The sequence below is a fragment of the Nitrospira sp. Ecomares 2.1 genome, assembly GCF_965152585.1.
Genome location: NZ_OZ224219.1, coordinates 1156138 through 1174897 on the forward strand (window position 1 = coordinate 1156138; position 18760 = coordinate 1174897).

At 49.9% G+C, this 18760-nt stretch carries 14 protein-coding genes; 1 reads left to right on the forward strand and 13 read right to left on the reverse strand.

Annotated elements, in window-relative coordinates; genetic code table 11:
• Window positions 1–4: 4 nt before the first annotated feature.
• On the reverse strand, window positions 5–544 hold the full coding sequence (locus ACWHYD_RS05170; protein WP_447964844.1) for a ferritin-like domain-containing protein: 540 nt from the start codon (window positions 542–544) through the stop codon (window positions 5–7).
• Window positions 545–954: 410 nt separating this feature from the next.
• Here ACWHYD_RS05170 and ACWHYD_RS05175 point away from each other — a divergent pair, with 410 nt between their 5' ends.
• Window positions 955–2094: a glutathione-independent formaldehyde dehydrogenase gene (locus ACWHYD_RS05175; RefSeq protein ID WP_447964845.1), complete on the forward strand. Its 1140-nt coding sequence runs from the start codon at window positions 955–957 to the stop codon at window positions 2092–2094.
• Between the two features lie 162 nt (window positions 2095–2256).
• Here ACWHYD_RS05175 and ACWHYD_RS05180 read toward each other — a convergent pair whose 3' ends face one another.
• The 12 genes from ACWHYD_RS05180 to ACWHYD_RS05235 form a co-directional block, all read right to left on the reverse strand.
• On the reverse strand, window positions 2257–2808 hold the full coding sequence (locus ACWHYD_RS05180; RefSeq protein ID WP_447964846.1) for an inorganic diphosphatase: 552 nt from the start codon (window positions 2806–2808) through the stop codon (window positions 2257–2259).
• 570 nt (window positions 2809–3378) lie between these two features.
• Window positions 3379–3867: a HugZ family pyridoxamine 5'-phosphate oxidase gene (locus tag ACWHYD_RS05185; protein WP_447964847.1), complete on the reverse strand. Its 489-nt coding sequence runs from the start codon at window positions 3865–3867 to the stop codon at window positions 3379–3381.
• Window positions 3868–4327: 460 nt separating this feature from the next.
• Window positions 4328–4537: a hypothetical protein gene (locus ACWHYD_RS05190; RefSeq protein ID WP_447964848.1), complete on the reverse strand. Its 210-nt coding sequence runs from the start codon at window positions 4535–4537 to the stop codon at window positions 4328–4330.
• Between the two features lie 156 nt (window positions 4538–4693).
• Window positions 4694–5104, reverse strand: coding sequence for a hypothetical protein (locus ACWHYD_RS05195; protein WP_447964849.1), 411 nt, complete (start codon window positions 5102–5104; stop codon window positions 4694–4696).
• Window positions 5105–5230: 126 nt separating this feature from the next.
• Window positions 5231–8437 carry a PAS domain S-box protein gene (locus tag ACWHYD_RS05200; RefSeq protein WP_447964850.1) on the reverse strand — a complete coding sequence of 1069 codons (3207 nt, stop codon included), beginning with the start codon at window positions 8435–8437 and terminating at the stop codon, window positions 5231–5233.
• Between the two features lie 744 nt (window positions 8438–9181).
• Window positions 9182–9565: a type II toxin-antitoxin system death-on-curing family toxin gene (locus tag ACWHYD_RS05205; RefSeq protein ID WP_447964851.1), complete on the reverse strand. Its 384-nt coding sequence runs from the start codon at window positions 9563–9565 to the stop codon at window positions 9182–9184.
• A 30-nt stretch (window positions 9566–9595) separates the two neighbouring features.
• Window positions 9596–9994, reverse strand: a complete 399-nt coding sequence (gene rhuM / locus ACWHYD_RS05210) for a RhuM family protein (RefSeq protein WP_447965828.1) — start codon at window positions 9992–9994, stop codon at window positions 9596–9598.
• Window positions 9892–10212 (reverse strand): hypothetical protein, encoded by a 321-nt coding sequence (locus ACWHYD_RS05215; protein ID WP_447964852.1) that lies wholly within the window; start codon window positions 10210–10212, stop codon window positions 9892–9894. Before ACWHYD_RS05215 ends, rhuM begins: the two co-directional genes overlap by 103 nt.
• Before the next feature lie 193 nt (window positions 10213–10405).
• The gene (locus ACWHYD_RS05220) at window positions 10406–13102 is read right to left on the reverse strand and encodes a hypothetical protein (protein ID WP_447964853.1); all 2697 of its coding nucleotides are present in this window, start codon (window positions 13100–13102) and stop codon (window positions 10406–10408) included.
• A 196-nt stretch (window positions 13103–13298) separates the two neighbouring features.
• Window positions 13299–13997 carry a hypothetical protein gene (locus ACWHYD_RS05225; protein ID WP_447964854.1) on the reverse strand — a complete coding sequence of 233 codons (699 nt, stop codon included), beginning with the start codon at window positions 13995–13997 and terminating at the stop codon, window positions 13299–13301.
• A 692-nt stretch (window positions 13998–14689) separates the two neighbouring features.
• Window positions 14690–15340 (reverse strand): thiopurine S-methyltransferase, encoded by a 651-nt coding sequence (locus ACWHYD_RS05230; protein WP_447964855.1) that lies wholly within the window; start codon window positions 15338–15340, stop codon window positions 14690–14692.
• Between the two features lie 739 nt (window positions 15341–16079).
• Window positions 16080–18596, reverse strand: coding sequence for an ATP-binding protein (locus tag ACWHYD_RS05235; protein WP_447964856.1), 2517 nt, complete (start codon window positions 18594–18596; stop codon window positions 16080–16082).
• Window positions 18597–18760: the final 164 nt, after the last annotated feature.

An 18760-nucleotide genomic window follows, 5' to 3' on the forward strand; every position in this document is an offset into this window, starting at 1 on the left:
AACTTTAGGAACCCATTTCCTCCAGAAGCGAGACGAGGTCATCAGCATGCTCTTCCTCGACAGCCAAAATGCCCTCCAGCATTCGGCGGGATGTCGAATCGTTTGTGCCCAGATAATTGATCACTTCCCGATAGCTATCAATGGCAACACGCTCTGCCACCAGGTCCTCCTTGATCATGTCGACCAGGGATGTTCCCTCCACATATTCGGAATGACTACGCATCAGCATGCCATCCGGAGAGAGATTCGGTTCGCCACCCAGTTGTACTATCCGCTCCGCCAATTGGTCCGCATGACCCTGCTCTTCATTGGCATGTTGAAGAAACTCCGCCGCCACACTCTGAGCATGAATTCCCGATGCCATGTAATAATGCCGCTTATATCTGAGGACACAGACGATTTCAGTTGCCAGGGCTTCATTGAGTAGCTTAATGACCGTGTCTCGGTCGGCCGCATAACCCTGGGTCACCGCTCCTTTTTCGATGTGTTCTCTTGCGCGTTTGCGTAAGGTTTTCACGTCTGTGAGAAATGGTTGGTCTTTCATTCCCGCCTCCTAACGTTGTTGATTCTTCTTCATGAGCAGCCATGCCAGTTCATAAACCGTCCTCCGCCTGTTCCCATACCAGGCCTGTATAGACAGCCTTCATTTGTATGATCAAATTTTCTCAGTCCTGTCCGTTAGTGGACAATGCCCAAAATTTTCAATTCATTCTGGATTTTATCCAAAAGACCAAAGAAACGTGGGAAACGTAGGGGGAGAGTTACTTATTTGGGTCAGCCAGGGTTCTTCTCAGTGCCATCTTCAGCCTGTTTCCTCTCTAATACTATGTATATTGACTCCGTCGAGCTTCAGATGTGGTTTGCCGATAATGTCGTCCACCATTCACTGTGGCAGCGGCTGTGCCTCTCACACAAATTGGAATATCCCTCACAAACAGAGGAAGGAATTATGCCATGAAAGCAGTCGTGTATAACGGTCCCCAAGATGTCAGTGTGAAAGAAGTTCCCGACGCAAAAATCGAGCGACCGACGGATGTGCTCGTGAAAATGACGACGACCAATATTTGCGGGTCTGATTTACACATGTACGAGGGACGGACGGCGGTCGAGTCAGGCACGGTGTTCGGACACGAGAACCTTGGCGAGGTGATCGAGGTCGGCAAGGGGGTCACACAGGTCCAGGTTGGCGAGCGTGTGTGTCTGCCCTTCAACATCAGTTGCGGATTTTGCAAAAACTGCGAGAGAGGTTTGACTGCGTTCTGTCTGACGGTCAATCCGGGAACCGCTGGTGGAGCTTATGGTTATGCGGGAATGGGTCCGTATCCGGGTGGACAAGCGGAGTACTTGCGTGTTCCTTACGGTGATTTCAATTGTTTGCGTTTGCCTGAGGATGCACAGGAAAAGGAAGCCGACTATGTCATGCTTTCGGACATTTTCCCTACCGGATACCATGCGACGGAGATGGCTGGCGTTCAGCCGGGCGACTCGGTTGTCGTTTATGGCGCCGGACCGGTTGGGCTGCTGGCGGCCTATTCGGCGATCCTCAAAAGCGCCAGTAAGGTCATGATTGTGGATCGTCACCCAGATCGATTACGACTGGCCGAGAAAATCGGTGCTATTCCCATCGACGACTCGAAGGTTTGTCCGGTTGATCAGGTCCTTGAGCTAACCGGCGGAGAGGGAGCGGATACGGGATGTGAGTGCGTGGGATATCATGCTCATACCCCTCAGGGTCATGAGCAGGCCAATATGACTATGAATAATCTTGTAGGATCAGTGCGAGCGACCGGCGGCATTGGTGTGGTGGGCGTGTTTATGCCTGAAGACCCCAAGTCATTCGATGCATTGGCTCAAAAGGGACAGTTGGCATTCGACTGGGGGCTCTTCTGGTCTAAGGGACAGCGGATAGGAACCGGGCAAGCCAACGTGAAGGCGTATAATCGCCGATTATGCAATCTCATTGAGGCCGGTAAAGCCAAGCCCTCGTTCCTCGTCACCCACGAGTTGCCTCTTCGGGAGGCCCCGGAAGCGTATCGGCATTTCGATGCGCGGGAAAACGGCTGGATCAAGGTCCTGCTCAAGCCTGCGGCGTGAGAAGGGAAATGGAAAATACTCACGATTCCACCAGTTGTTGGGGGCTCGAGATTTTCCGCAAACTCCGGATTGAATATCCTGCTGAATGAGGCGACGGCCGGAAAGGTCCACTATGACTTCATCCGGCCTGTCGGCCGTGAGTCCAACAGGGAATGCCGTGTTTCAGAACAAATCTTTATACATGTGCAGGCTTTGATTCAGAATATTTTGAGCGACCTTTTTCTCTAAAAATTCCTCCACCACGACCGCTTTGTGTTCAAGGGTCTTGTACTCTTCAAAGAAATGGCGCATTTCGGAAATGAAGTGCTGTGGCAGTTCTGAAATATCTTTAATGTGACTGACACTGGGATCGCCTGCCGCAACCGCGATGATTTTGTCATCGGCCTCTCCGTTATCAAGCATGCGCATGACCCCGATGACTTTGGCCGGCACAATACACATCGGAACCACATCAATTTGTGAAATAATCAGAATGTCCAGGGGGTCTTTGTCTTCACAATACGATTGCGGAATGAATCCGTAATTGGCAGGGTAATAGACGGAAGAATATAACACCCTGTCGAGTCTTAGCAGGCCACTCTCTTTGTCTAATTCATACTTTGCTCTGGTGCCTTTTGGAATTTCAATAATTCCATTGACAAATTCGGGAATCTTGTCGCCTGGGCTGGCATGATGCCAGGGGTTAAAAAACTGGGGCTTGGATAATTTGTCCATCGTGTTTTCCTGATAAAAAGTGAAAGGTGAATGTAGTTCTTGCTTTCGATACGCATGGCAAATTTTGCGGCGTTAAATGAATGTTGCTTCAGTTGGTCCCACACATGGGATCTGGGTTCCAGCTCTTTGGCCGTCTCGTTTTCTCTCTGTACTTCAACCCCTTTGTTGAGTTCGTCTTGCGAGCGATCCAGGACTTCGCATCCTTCCTTGCATGGACGTTCCCTGATACCTGTTCAAGCATCTCACTTCGTGTGATTTCAGCCCGCGAGGGAGCACGCAGGGAGGAAATTCACACCTATTCGAAATGTACGGATTGCCGTCCGATGGAGTCCGCTATCCTTTGTGAGGGGGAGGATCCAGGAGGAGCCGTGGCTATAGCCAGAGGACCAAATCCCGGGCTACAAAGCCCGAGGTTGCACCATGACGATCTTTTGTGTGGTAGAGAGTTCCCTGAACAGTTATCGGGAAGGTGTCTTCAGTCCTTGGCAAGAATAGCGAACCCTCACTCTCCTGTAAAGTACAGAAAAGCGTTTAGGGCTGGAATAGAGGCCGGCCAATTGATTAATCAAACTATCCAGTACGGGCATGGTCGAAGACCGACAAGTCTTCTCCAGACAGGGTGTACGCTTTTCCAAATCCCATCACAAACTGTCCACTCTTCTTGTGCAGGTGAAATAGGACAAAGTCCGGCAACTGCCGTAACAGGCCGGCCATCTTGCCATGCCGTTGCTCATAGTCGTCCAGCACCGACTCGTAATCGGGACTGTTGGGTGGGATATGTTTGGCATCACACACGTAATTCACCCTCGTCCGGGCGAAAATCTGTGACGTCGACTGTTCATCGGCGATGATCATGATCGCGACAGTCCCGTTTGCCAGCAGATGACGGGTATGCGCGGCGAGTTGACTGACAAAAATGTAAAAACTGTCCGGAGCCCGGTGCAAGTAGGGCGTATAGCTGCAGTGGGGAATGCCGTCGACCCCGACGGTGGAAAGCTGGAGACTCTGCATACCCTCTATGAGACTGGCGCAGACCTTAGCCGGCTGCTCATCGTTCATGGGATTCAACTACCTCCGTGTAAAGGGTTCCTCGCTCTTTCATATGGGTTCTGGAAAGGTTCGTTTCCCCTGTTCCGACGCCTACCGTCCGGCCCTCTAGATGGACGCTCTCATGTGCCAGCGAGCCTTGTTTGAGTCCTTCGATATGGCTCAGGATAAACTCCGCGAGTTTGTCCGCCTCCACAGGCTGGCATCCGTTCGATCTAATAAGGCCGGACGGGGCGTCAATGGTTTTGGCTTCTTTTGCCGAAAAAAAAGGGGCTCGGCTGCCGGGCCGAGAACCGGCAATACAGAACATCACTTTGACACGAAAACCGGGTACATACGTACGAGAGATTCACCTACCAGAGATCCACCCATAAATTGGATTTCCGATACTTATCATAAAGCTATAAGGCCAAAACGATAAATCCTGAATGATCTCCGCTTTCCCCCGGAAATATGGTTCTGTGGCAGATATTCATAGAGCGGGAAAAAATGTCGGATACCTTTTTGGGGAACACGCGAGTTGGAGAGCGGCTGCCGCATCGGACAGTTCAAGAGCGAGGAGCAACCGCTGTTCAGGGGTGAGTTTTCGAGCCGCGTCAATCTTGTGTTTCGCGAGCCTTTCGCCAAGTTGACTGGGACGGCGTGAGTCAATAAAACTTGGATCGGACGTTTTCAATTTCATAAAAATATCTTACATGGAAACATCGGATTCGTCACTGGAAAAATGGATTGGCATCGTTACCGACAGGTGTGATCATGCCCCCGTGCCTTGGTCGCATTCATAGCACCCGTTGAATTTTTCCAACAGCAGAGTACTACTTACAAATCATGGAAGGTCTCAGTACCCCCGCCCGGTGCTCCCGCCTTTCATGCTGCCCAACGGGAGAGCATCGTAGCGTGCTTTCAGATCAGGATGCTCGTTGAGATACCCATTTACGGCCTCCTCATCGGCGAACACCTCAGGGCTGCGCTGGCGATATTCCTCAATCGTCAAATCATGCTTTGCCAATAACGCACTCAGTTTTGTATTGATATCAGCGCCCATTTCCTTCATCGCCTCTGGTGAGGGTCGCTGCCCGTCTCCATATCCCTTTCCACCCTTAAAATAGTTCGTCATCATCTCGCCGATTTCAATACGGGACTTCACAAACTTCTCCACCTCGGCCGGTTCGGTGGCCAAGCCGGTCCCTGCGAAGAGCGCAACACTTAAAGAAACTCCGATCATCATGCGTGGCAGATTCATAGTCATGATTTCCTTTCAGAATGTGATTAAATAATTCAGTCAATCAAGTGGTATGCTATCATAGCATTCCAAGAAACCCCGTGCAGTCTGAGCGCAACTCACAGGTCGTTCTGCCAACTATCAGAAGACCACCTATGGCTGTGACGTCATGACGGTTGTAATCATTTGATAGAGATCGGCGACAGCAGCTTCTTTTGGCAAGAGGGCGACCGCTCCGGCCTTGAGCATAGCTCGTTGGTTTTCTCCACCGGCATTGACAGATAATCCAATAATAATGATATCCGGATGATGCGCTTTTATGCGCGATGTGGCCTCAATCCCATTCAGTCGTGGCATATTGACATCCATGATCACTAGGGCAGGTTTCAGGCGTTCAACTAGATCGATGGCTTCTTCCCCGTTCCCGGCTTCCCCCACCAGTTCCAGGTCTTCATGGCTCTCCAACATTTTCCTTAATCCCTCCCGCACCATCACATGGTCATCGACGATTAAAATGCGAATTTGGTTTTTTGTACTGATCTTTGGGAGATCGCCTGCCTCCGGAAGCGATTGATCGACCCTGGTTGGATCGATGTTCTGCCCGTCCGTATCCTGTTGTAGTGTAGGACCCTTTTCCAACTTTAACGCGATGGGTACAATGAGGCGGGCCGTGGTTCCATGATCAGGCAGTGATTCAATTTCGAATGTTCCTCCAAGGGTAATCATGCGTTCGCGAATCGAGAACAGGCCAAATTTCATCGCTTGGTCCGTGAAAGGCTGGGTGGCAGTTCCTTTGGGGGGATGAAACCCCTTACCCTCGTCGCGGACGGAAATATGTAGCACCCCCTCCTCTTTGCGAAGTGTGAGTGTGGCGCGGTCCGTGTCGGCATGTTTTATCACGTTGAGAAACAGTTCGCGGACCGATTGATACAACAAAATCGCCTGTTCCTCCGGGACCTTCCAGTCTTGAATGCCCTCGCAGGTCATTTCTACTTTCAGGCCATGATGGATCATTTGACCGGCCAACCATTGCAAGGCCGCCAGCAATCCAAATTCAAATAAGACCGAAGGGCTTAATTCCGCGACGAGCGTTCTTGTGTAGGTGAGGGCTTGATCGAGGACCTCTTCGGTTTCTTTGACCAGATCGGAGCTTTCAGAGTCCATGCCGGGGGCTGGTCTGATCTGGCCCAGTTTCAAGCGGCACACCACTAGTAGTTGGCTGAGGTAATCATGAAGTTCCGTCGCAATACGTTGCCGTTCCCGTTGTTCGGTCAAATTGAGGGCGGCCGCTAATTCCCGTAACAGTTTCTGAGAATTGACGAGCTCCTCGGTTCGATCATTGACCTGTCTCGCCAATTCCAGCGTAAAAAGTTGCCGGTCCTTCTCGGCCCGTTTCAGGTCTGTAATATCCAGAACTTCGATGACATTACCTATCCGCTCCCCTTGCTTGAAAATCTGCCTGGTGTTGCAGCGTACAGGATAAAAATGGCCATCTTTATGGATGAATACGTCTTCATGATTGGTCAGAGTCTCTCTTAAGAGAGATATCCCGGCCAGGGGACATTCTTCTATGGGAAATGGGAATCCATTTGGACGGGTATGGTGGACCATTTCATGCAAAACCCGGCCAATCAGCTCTTCAGGTTTGAACCCCATCACGATTTCCGTGGAGGGATTGGCAAAGGTCACTCGTCCGGCGGTATCAATCATAAGCAGGCTGGTCGAGGTATTATCGGTGATGGTTTTGTTGAGAGACAATTGTTCATGAAGCGCGATGGTCGACTGGCGAATGGTTTCCCTGTCCCGTTGGCGTTCGGTAATATTCGTCATCGTCACCAATGTCGTTTCATCGTCTTCCTTCCCCATCGGATCGAGCCTGATGGTGAGTGGGATGGTCCTTCCGTCTTTACCACGCCCACGAAACTCAGGATCGGGTTCCATGGATTCGACGTAAGGAATCAAGACGAAGCCAGATCGCGCGCCGGCCTGGTGGACTCGAAATTGCGCGGGAATAAGACCTTCAAATGGCTTTCCAATTAGCTCCTCGCGGGGATATCCGAACCATTCCTCTATTCGTGAATTGGCAAAAAGAATGTGTCCCTTCTGGTTCACCACCAGCATGCCATTGGGGGAGGCTTCAAATATGAGACGCCGTTGGTCTTCAAGGGATTTTTGTTGGCTGATATCCCGCCAGATCGAGCGGCTGGAGATAATACGTCCAGACGCATCACGCACGGCCGTGGTATTCAGGCTGACATCAATCGTCTTTCCTTCACGAGTCCGCAATTGCAATTCCGCATTGTGTTCGACTCCAAATTGGCGGAAGTGTTCAAAGGATTTCAGGGCGTTCGGGAGAGAGTCCTTGGTATACCGTTCGAAAACGGATCTGCCGATGACCTCTTCGCGGGAAAACCCGGTCTTTTCCAGAAGGGTCCGATTGCACTCAACAACGCGCTCTGTCTCGGCATCAACGGAAAAAAACATATCCGGGGCATTCTCGTATAAGTCGCGAAGGAGGGCTTCACTTTTTTTCAAGGCTTGTGCGAGCCGGTGAGTGGTGCGTAATTCCTGCAACTCGGCATGGAGCTGTGAGCCGAGTTCGAACCGTGTGGCGTCCTGCATTTTCTGCAGGAGAGGTTCGACCAGTGCTTGCTGTTCTCGAAAGAGAATTTCTATGTCCTCTTCGAAAACCAGTTGAGGAGTCTGATCGATGAGGGCATTATCCCCGGGGGAAGACTGTTCACTCGCCATCGGTATCATGGCATCATACGATGCATGAACTTCTGTCCAAAAATGCGCGGTCCGCACAAAGGCGAGAAAAAGCAGAAGCCATTCGAATTGAGAAGGTCCCAAAAGTCGCCGAAGGGCAGTGCACCATGTGGTGGAGTGTCCCGGTTCCAGAAAAATCATCGCACAGGCGATGCGCAGGTGTTGCTCTACCATCGAATCGTGAGCCGGCCAGTCCTTGAGGGGAGCACTCAGGGTGGCAAGGGCGGACAGAATATCGGAAAGTTGTTCGCCCTCGGGAAACGGCTCGCTGAGCAAGGTGATGACTTCTTCGGGTGTAAGAGGAGGACAGGTTGGGTCGCCGGCGATGTTCCCTCGTCCTAACAAAAATGCGGCATGTCGTGTGACGCAATACCGGACCCCGCAGAATCGGGAAAGATAGGTGAAGAGCTTTTCCTTGAAGCTTGAGGGCAGAGGGCTTTCCAGATAGGCGAATTTGGCCAGATCGAAAAGGCCCCGGGCGACGATCGGCTCCGGGCTGGCCAACCGGAAAAAGGACGGACAGACTCCCATGAATCCGCGGATTTCTTCCCAAAGAGTTTCTAAGCCGGTATCCTGGGTATGAGGGCTCACCTGTATATTCCTAATTTTAGTGAAAGGGTATCGGGCGTCTTGTCGTCCGATTATACAAGGCTTGGAGGGGATCGGACAAAGCCAAACTGCCACATCAAACACATCCGAATCCATCTCAGGGGACTCATCTTCAAAATTGTGGAGATCGAATTTTATCGATAAAGGGCTGTTGCCATTAGCGTTTTCAGGGGATGCACCCGCTACCCTGGTCAGCAAAGATCGGAATCAAGTTTTTTTTTAGCCCATTTTGTACAGGTACTGAGTTGAGACTCTTTTTCACATTTGAGGCAGGGAAGTGATGTATCAAAAGAAGTTTTGGGAGAGGGGGTTGTGCTTGTTAAGCCTCCAGTTGGATCCTAATGTAAGATTTATCTCCCTTTTCACTTATAAGGGTAAAGGTAAAATAAGGGGGACCGTGGCCCCTGTTCAACATTCTTTGGCCAGGGTGGGAGTCACGAGACAGTAGATATAAAAGGAGCCCCAAGCCGAATTTTGTATAGGGAATGAGGCACACACTTGCCCGACAAATTTTCAATTGAGTGTCCAGCCAAGCGACAGACTTTTCTCTGCGTGGAGTACAACAGTCAAAGAAACTCTGATCATAATGGGTGTCAAATCCGTGGTTATGAATTCCATTCAGAACGAGGAAATGAAAAAGCGGTACAGCCCAGCCATATCCATCCGGCATTGCCGTCTAACGTCTAGTGTGGCAATCGGCACAGAAAGGGTCTGCTGTGTCGGTGCTCATAATGGATCGTGTTGACAAAGGAGGTGCATGACAATGCGTACCAACACGTCCTTTTCTTCCGGACGGCTTTCCGCGATCATCAGGGTCATGGCCACGAGTGCGGCATTTGAAATCAGGCGCGCCCCGGTGGTATTGGCCAGTACGCTGTTGCGTTCCAGAAACCAAAGAAATAAGGCAGCCGCGATACGCTTGTTGCCATCCACAAAGGAGTGGTTTTTCACCAGAAAATACAATAAGTGGGCCGCTTTCTCTTCCAGGCTTGGATAGAGGTCTTGCCCACCGAACGTTTGCATGATCGCTTGAAGACTACTGTGCAGGCTTTCATCTTTTTCCTGACCGAAGAGGGCTGAGCTTCCAAAGCGCTCGCGGAGGCGCGCCACGATATCGATGGCTTCTTTATAAGTTAAGGCCTAACGTGTCTGGCTCCCTGCCCTAGGGGCGGGCACCCGTTGGTGGTCATAATCGTCAAGCAGATTCAGCGCCTGGCTATACTCGCCTACCATGCGGAGGAGCGCGGTGGCCTCATCGCCGGAAAGGTCCTTGTGCTTCGCCATCGTCGCCACCAGCCGGACCGTCTGTTGGAGTTCCTCCAGCCGACGCTGGTTAACGGAATAGCCTTTCACCAGATGATCTCGCAATATCTGTGTTGCCCAGATGCGGAACTGGGTTCCGCGTTTGGATTTCACCCGATAGCCGACGGAAATGATCACGTCGAGGTTATAATGGTCAACTTGATAGGTTTTCCCATCTGCGGCAGTATGTGCAAATTTTGCACATTGCTTTCTTCGGGGAGCTCGCCTTCTTTGAATACGTTACGAATGTACTTGGTGATGACTGAACGTTCCCGCTGGAATAGGGAGGCCATCTGCTGCTGAGTCAACCAGACGGTGTCCTGGGTGAGTTGAACTTTGAGGCGAACTATCCCATCCGGCGACCGATAAAACATCACCTCCCCGGCAGGACTTTTGGAAGGGGTGGCAGGTGGTTGCACGGAGCCGGTTGTTTGCCTCTGGCGTTTAGTCGGCAATGATAGCCTCTTGGGGAGTCATGGCCATATTAGCCTCTCCAGCTTTCTGTTTCGCGGCGGAGGCATAGCTATGATGTTCTCTCGGAGTGAAATTTAAAAAAATCTGACTATCGCTCAACATTTACCATACAGACTTCACAAACATGATAAGGGAAAAGGCACCTTTGGACTATGTGCCCATTGAATTAAGGTTTTATCCTCCCTGCTCTTGTCTCGTCAGTAGATTTAGAAATTGTCGGCTCCCTTTCGCAGCCAACCAATTGATGAAATCAATGGCATCCTCTCGGCCTCCGGGGTCTGTTCCCTGGATTGCATTAGAAAGAATCGTGCGAGCATACCCTTTGTAACTCAACAGGAGCCAACCATCTCTATCTCTCTCGACAAAAAGCCTGAGGGCTTCAACTGCATTGGCAGAATGGTGAGGTTCCAATTCAGCTAATCGCTCAAGTACAAGGTGATCTGGTTCTGCTTTCCCGACTAGTCTGAGAACTTCCAGGAGTTGGCCCATACTCCATTCGAGATCCATTTGCCCAGAAGCAAACAAGCCACCGAATTCTGCTAATTCCTTTGAATATTTTGTAGGGGCACCGGGATTGGTCACCGTGTGAAAGCGCCATGTCCATAAGTCAGTAATTCGGGTAATAACCTCAGATGACGGAGTCCTTATGCATTCTCGCAGGCATCGTCCGACAAAACCGAGCGCATGAGCACACAACTCCGGTGAAGCCTTCTCGTAGAACTGTGTCAAATGCCCGATACTGCTTAAGGATAGCGCTCCATGCCAGTAGAAGATCATGAGATGCTCTGCAAGGCGTTCCTCAGGGTCTTGCGATCGTAAATTGTCTTCCGAAAGTGACCCGAGTCGACATATGGCAGCACCGTATTGATCTTTCAATAATTCATAAACCCTTAAATATGGCTTGGAGAATTTAATATATGAATCCCATGCTGCCAAGTGGAGGCTTCGTGTTGGTTCCTGATCTTCCTTGGGAAAGATCTTTTGGACCAAACTGGCTGCCCATTGTGAATCGAGCCAGACAAGGGTGGTGAACCACTGCCCGTATATTGAGCGAATTGCATGAGAAGGATCCCGAGAAGGATCAAGGTGGGCATCGAGAAGCGCCTGAACTTCCGGCATTTGGTCAGAGACTTGGCCAACTAGTTCTGGCTGCCTAGGGTCATTTTCTGTGTACTTCCTGATCCAGCGGGCGTAGCGCATGATGGCATGCATGGTTAGCCCACGAGTGGAGTTAATTGACAAACTGGAGGGTGCCCATCTGTTTGAGTATGAATCCGCCTCGTCTTCCCCAGATGGATCTGGATCATTGGTGAGTTCCTCCAACGTCACCCACACTATCTCTCGAAGATTCAATGGAATACTGAGAAATTCGTGCTCGAATCCCACAGAGAAAAGACTTGCTAGCTCTTTGCGAGTCCACCCCCAGTCAGGATCAATATCGCGATTCGTTACCATTCTCCCTTCAATTATGCGGGGTTGGTGAACTACCCACATGCAAAGTTCGATAACTGGAGCCCAAAGGACCGACCGGTTTTTTTTAAGGGCCTCGCGGAACCCTGCCAAAATTGAGCGAACGTAGGTAGGATCAAGTTCCTTAAAATCCCGCGCCTTCTCTGCATACGGTTGAGGGTTGTTTGCAATCACAGTGGTTAGTGTTCTCCCTAAACCATTTGGTGAGGGACCTAAGGCACGATGATCTCTTTCGGGTTTCCATTTGACCAAGAAACTCTTTAACTCCGAAATTGGAAGGTTTTGTAATTCTTCAACATCCTTTGGGCTTGTTGGTCCCGTCCAGCTAGCTGCATAAGTCGAAAACTCGGGACATTCTGGTTCTCCTAACTCGGATACTAATGTGTCGAGTCTCGCTTTCCATTGTGTGTCGAGTGCTGCCCGGATTAAGAAAAGTTTTTTCATTTTCCAGTTTTTTTTGTATTTTTCTACTTGCTCCGTGGGCGGGCGCTCTCCCTTTTCTTGTTCCCAATCACTAATCAGCTCCTCTACATCGGGGGGACCATTCGTGATCATATGAAAAATATTTTCCTGAGCAGAAGGAGAGAGTCTGACAAAGAGATCACGCTGAAGGAGGCGGAATTCATGCACCGATTCATAAAACAGGTCGCGGTTTGTCAGACGATCAGTAACCCAATCCATGATCGTATCTGGGTTTAATCGTATAATATGAAGTGCTACGCGTTGAAAAATTTTACACGGCTTTGACTCAAGTAAACTAATAATGTGTCGAATTTCCTCTGGATGCGACGTGGCTATTTGCTGAGCCGCATCACGTACCGCTGACACCAAAAGATCCTTCAAGTCATCATGGAAATTTTGTTCATGGTCCTCAACGGCATTTCTCCAGAAAACAGAATAATCTTCGGGTCCTTCGTCATTCGATCTGATGCGAGAGAGTCGAACTGCTTTCCCTAATAGTTCACACAGCCAATCAAGAGTTTTTATCGGTGAGGCAGCTACCAAATCGGGAATGTTTCGCTCAAGAATGTGCTCATAGTCCCACTCTTCAAACTGTGCTAGTGGATTTTGCGCAGGGGGATACATTTGGCTCTCTTCTTTTCCAGTATCTGATTGCCCTGAAGGATCAGATGATACGGTTATTAGGGCTTTAGCAAGGTCCATAGCAGCCTTACTATGTCCATCTTTTGCAAGATGGGAAATGAGATTGCCAAGCTTTTCGGGGAGCAGAAGTTGGTAGGGTGAATTCAGCCAGGTTTTTGCCTTCGAGACAAATTTTGCAGCAAGAGTTGAAGGTAAATTTAGTGCAATGTCAGCGAGATCCTCGTTCACCCGGACGTTTTCGGTTAAAGGGATGGCTAAGGCAACCTTTGCCACTTCTTTCGGTGCATGTTCAGCCATCCGTATTAAGTATCGTGAAGCCGGCCATATCGGAAATCTGACATGACGACCATCATGGAGAAGGGGATATGGATCATCAAAAAACTTATTCTCGTAAAGGGGTATGATCCATTCTGGCGAGTTAAGGTTGTCAAAGAAGTAATCGAAGTCGGATGCCCGCTTTATTGCATTCTTTGTTTTTTCAATAATTTCACGGCTAATCATTGGACTCTCCTTCTTTGATGATTGCCGCAATAATAGAAAAGTCATCAAACGTCTGGGGAACCAATCTATCTAAAAGAAAAACTTCGAGGGCATTGATCCACTGCTCCATCTCTTGCTGAGCAGTAGAATGATTATGATGTGAGACAGCCACGAAATAGTCGCGGCAATGATCCCATTCCTTCACCCGTAAATTTTCAATTGTCAGCGGGAGGGTTTGCCCTTGTGGGTCAAGTCTTCGAATTACGTTAGCAGCCTGCTTTTTGTGGGATGGACGATTTTTGTCAAATTTAGAGAAAAAATTCTCCGATTCACCGAGGTATTTTCTCAACGGTTCGTCAAGTACTCCATCCCATAGGGTGTCATTATGACACTTGGATTGATTCTTTGCTCTGCGCCATTGATCTGCAAGCGTTCTAGACATTTGCATTAGGCTGGTATCGTTGGCCTCAATGGGAATTTCAAGGTATCGTGGTAGCTTTTCCATTAGTTCACGCAGTCCGTGTGCGGCTAAAGCAAAACGATCGGGATTTTGGTTTTGGTTTAGGACATGTAGAGCACCAAGGTATATCGAACCCAGTTGGGTATTCTTTTGTCCAAGCTTACTATGGAGGGCACGTTGTCTTCCTGATAAAACAAATTCATTTGGAAAATCCTGTTCCTGGTTTGTATCGGATCTATCAGTCACAGTCATTGTCTTTATGTCCAACTCCTCTTGTGGGAAATAGCATTACTTTATTTTTATGATTTGGTTTGACCTGCCCCGAACATTAATCCGGAAGGGCCAGTCCTTTCTTTGGCAAGAATAGCCAACCCCCAAATTAAAGTACAGATGGGTTTTGAACTTTCGGAAGATGGATTTCTGCCAACAGGAGAAAGGAATTAAAAGGCTGAAAGATGAATCCCCGATGACAGATGTCGGGGATGACGAATGAAGGATTTTTGCCAATAGTGAGCAATCAACGAAATGAATATGTCCTGAGCGACCATGTCATTCTGAACCATTCGGCAAAGCTCAGGGCAAGGTCCACCGAAGGATCTCGCTGAGCTGGGGGACTTTCGGCCTTGGCACAGATTTTTCGGCATGGCCTCAGAATGATAACTCTGGTGGGGGACTGTTTTAGGGAACGGAAGGATCTTGGTGGGGCGAGAGGTCGTTAGGCTGGGCACAGATTCTTCGCCGAGGGCTCAAAATAACAAGTCGTCGTGGGCTGGGAATGACAAGCCGGTGGTGGATCAGAATGACAACTTAGGTGAGGACTGTCTGGATGATGTGCCAGGCGCGAAGTGTTTCGGCGATCGTCCAGGGTTGGGTGACAATTCTGCGAGGCGAAAAATGGTTGTCCGTCAAAGATTTTTTCGATGGTACCCATTTAGCGGAGAGTTTCACAGGATCTTTTCAAGGACATAGACTGTCTGGTGAAGGCTGTCTATGGCGGAGAGTCTTGTTCCTTCATTTTTTGGCTTTTGGCTTTCTTTCAAAGTAATGGTGAATTGATCTTCGTACAGATCATGAATTTCTTTGCCACCAACATGAAAAGGAGGCCCTTCCATTTTTGATTGGTCATAATCATAGACGATGAGAAGGTATTTCCCCCCGTGTTTGAGGGATTGCTTGATAACTTGCGCGTACCCTTTTCTCATTGGGGCTGGCAGAGCCACGAGTGCGGCCCGATCGTAAATGTAATCGTAAGAGTGGTGTTCATTGAGTTTGAAGAAGTCCCCGCAGCTGATGATGATATTTCCGTGGGTGAAATGGGTGAAATCTTGATCTTGGTCTATGTGAGGGGATGAAAGTCCATTTTCAGAAAAAAAGTCTTTCACGGCCTGGGCATGCAATTCGACTCCATGGACATGAAGATTGAGCCCATGAAGCCAAAGAAGATCTTTTGATTTCCCACAGAGGGGAACGAGTACTCGCTGCCCCTTTCCAGGATTGAATTGAGGAAAGTACTCGGTCAGCTTTTCGTGATAGTGTTCTCCGTGGAAGGCTGTCCTTCCTTCGTTCCAGGCTGTTATCCAAAATTGTGAATCCATTGTCTCTACTCCTTGTCTTTCTGTTTTGACGTCGGTCTTGTCACCATTGTAAGGCGATCGTTGCGAATCTCAGCGATGAAGCTTTCAATGTAGGCCAGGATTACATGCCTTTCTCATGGAAAAATTCCAGGGCATGATACCCAACTCCTAGAAAAAAGGACAGATGGGTTTAAGGTATATTCGGACAGGCTGCGGTAGGAGGAAGGCTTCCTTAAAAAGATGGATCACCGATACACGATGTCGGGGATGAGGGAGGAAGAATCGTTTATAGAGATGAGCAGTCAACAAAAAGAAGGCCTTCTTCAGGATTAGGTGATCTTGTGGCTGGGCACAGAATCTTCGGCGAGGCCTCAGAATGACAATGCTAGAAGGAATGACTTGGTTGACAGGAAGGGGGAGGATCTTGCTGCGTGGGGGTGTCGTCAGGTTGGGCACAGATTCTTCGCCGGAGGCTCAGAATGACAATGTTAGTGGGGACTATCAGGATGCCAGGATAGCCTAATTATTTAAGAGTGTGGTTTTCTTTTGTTTCTCTGTGGGCGGAAGGTTGAAGGACATGCCAGGCGTGAAGGATTTCAGGCTTGGGCGATGCAACCATGCGGGGAAAACGGTGGTTGTCCGTCAAAAATTTGGCCGAGCGTTCCCAGGCCGTAATCATTGAGATAGCTCTTGCGGCGGTATCCTCGTCGAACACTTCCGGGCTGCGCTGGCGATATTTCTCAATCGTGGGGTCATTCGCTTAGGCGTTCACCCCAACCACTTGATAGACGGAAAGGGGTCTTTGAATGCCTTTCAATGCGAGTTCTCCGAGCGGTTCGGTCGAGATCAGATTTCCAAGAAGGGATGCAACTTGTTCCGGGATCAGGATTTGGCCGTGTTGGGCCTCGTTGCAGAGTCTGGATGCCAGATTGGTGACGGGGCCGATCGCGGCATAGTCCGTTCGTCCTTCAAATCCGATCGCACCGATCGTTGCATATCCGGTTGCAATCCCGATGCCTACTCCAAGGGGAATGCCGCGTTTCTTCCATTGCTCTTCCAACGAAAAGACCTCACGTCGCATGGCGATTGCCATGCGCACCGCTTGTTCGGCGTGATTGGGACAGGGCTGCGGGTCGTTAAAATAGACCATGATGCCGTCGCCGGCAAATCGCTCAAGCGTTCCACCATATTCGGAGATCAGGTAACCCATCGCCGCCTGGTACTCACGGAGGACGGCCATCACCTCTTCGGGAGCCACCGTTTCAGTAAAGGGTGTGAATCCTCGAAGATCGATAAAGAGCACGGTGATTTTGCTGCGATGCCCTTTCAGGAAATCCTCGTGGTCGCCCGACATGATCAGGTCGGCCAGATTTTGGGGTAAGAACCTGGCTAATTTTTCTTTCTGTAATTGCACGAGTTCCCGTTCTTGTGCGCGTGCTCGAATCAGGTTGCCGACGCGAGCCAGGAGTTCGGGTTCGTCGAAGGGTTTGGATAGATAATCGTCGGCTCCTGCTTCCAGACTTTCAATACGTGCTTCGATTCCAGCGCGGGCTGTTAAGAAAATCACGGGGGTCGATCGAAGAGTCTTATCGTTTCGAACGGCTTTCAAAAGGTCCTGTCCACTCATTTTCGGCATCATGACATCCGTCAGGATCAATGCCGGACGCAAGTGTTGAGCTATCTCCAGGGCTTCCGCCCCGTCCCTGGCTACTACGATCTGATATTGTCTGTGCAATATTTTTTTGACGTACCCGCGCATATCGGCATTGTCATCGACCACCAACACCAATGGGGCGTCCTTCTTTTCAGCGGGGGAAAGGAAAGACTCCTCGTCTATCTGTTCTTTTTCGGCTAGTCTTGGAAGAAAGGAACGATCGTCCTCGTCGTCTTGAACCGCAAGCAGCTGATCGGCCGTCACGTTCCCGCGAGGCAACGTGATGGTAAACACAGAACCACGGCCGGGATCGCTTTCCACCGCAATTGTTCCCCCATGCAGCAGGACGATTTCCTTCACTAAGGCCAATCCGATTCCGCTGCCTTCATAACGCCTCGTGGCACTGCTTTCCACTTGCGTGAATCGGTCGAAGATTCGCCCTAATTGATCGGGCGGAATGCCGATGCCGTTGTCTTCAACCTCCAGTTCAATGGAATGTTCCTTGGAGGAGAGACGAATCCACACTTGACCCTCATGGGGGTCGCTGAACTTGAAGGCATTGGAGAGCAGGTTATACAAAAGTTTCTTCATTTGGAGTGGATCGGCCTCCAAGGGCACCGGTTGCATCAGGCCTTTGACATGGATGCGACGAGTCGGGCTGGAATCAAAGTTCATGACCACGCTGCTGACGAGCGCAGCGAAATCCAGGCATCGTTTGTTCGGGGTGGTGCGACCGCTGTCGAATTTAGCCAGATCCAACAATTCATTGATGAGGAACAAGAGCCTGGAGGCATTCCGTAAGCCGGTCTGGACCACATCTTTAGCTTCTGCGCCTAGTGAAGATTTCAAGAGAGTCTTAAATGCACCTACCGCCAGAGTGAGCGGCGTGCGAATTTCATGGCTGATGTTTGCGAAGAACTCGCTTTTCAACCGATCCAGTTCGAGGAGTTTTTGGTTAGACGCTTCCAATTCAGCTCTGGCGCTTCGCTCAAAAAGCCGCGCTTGAAATTCGGCTCGTTGCAGTCGCTCGTAGAGGAAAACCGAGAAGAGTAATGCGACGCAGGTCCATATGAGAAAAAACGAGTTTCCTATGGCTGCGTCGATATCCGCCGTCCCGGAGGTACTGAGAAGATTCATCCCATAATACGACATGAGCGTTCCAGCTTGAGCGATCAGATGACTCGGCCAGGACACCGGCACAATGACCGCTGCGGCCAGGAACACCAGGTTGAGCCCGTTGTAATACTGGGCGGCGAATCCCCCAAGCACGACGGTCATCTGGACGATGCACAGATTGCCGATCAATACCCAAAGGATTAAGAACGCATGTGGCGGGATTGCAGCAGGTTGGTATCTCACCAGCAGAAAGCAACCGAGGAGCCCTAACTCCAAAATCGTGCGTATGTCGAGAATCGCATCGAGATGCTCTCGATGGAGGAGGACGTCGGCTACAATGAACGCAGGGTTGGCGACCAATCCCAAAAGATAAAGGACCGTCAGACGTTCCCAGGCAAAACGGGTGCACCAATTTGTGTAAGATTCGGATTCATGGAGCTGCGAACTGTCTTCCTTGTTTGTGGCGAGTCTTATGAACAAACTGCGTAACGGGGAGATGAGGGTCATCGTGAACCTCGGAAGGATCTGGATAGTTTGGATAATCTATCCATCGATCACCGCCTTGACAGCGCTAAAGTTATGCGCAGTTTGCTCAATAAATGATGCGGCCCAAGGAAAAAGCCAATGAGAAGAGAAAGAAGGGCCATGCACACCCCCAAGGACTACACGAG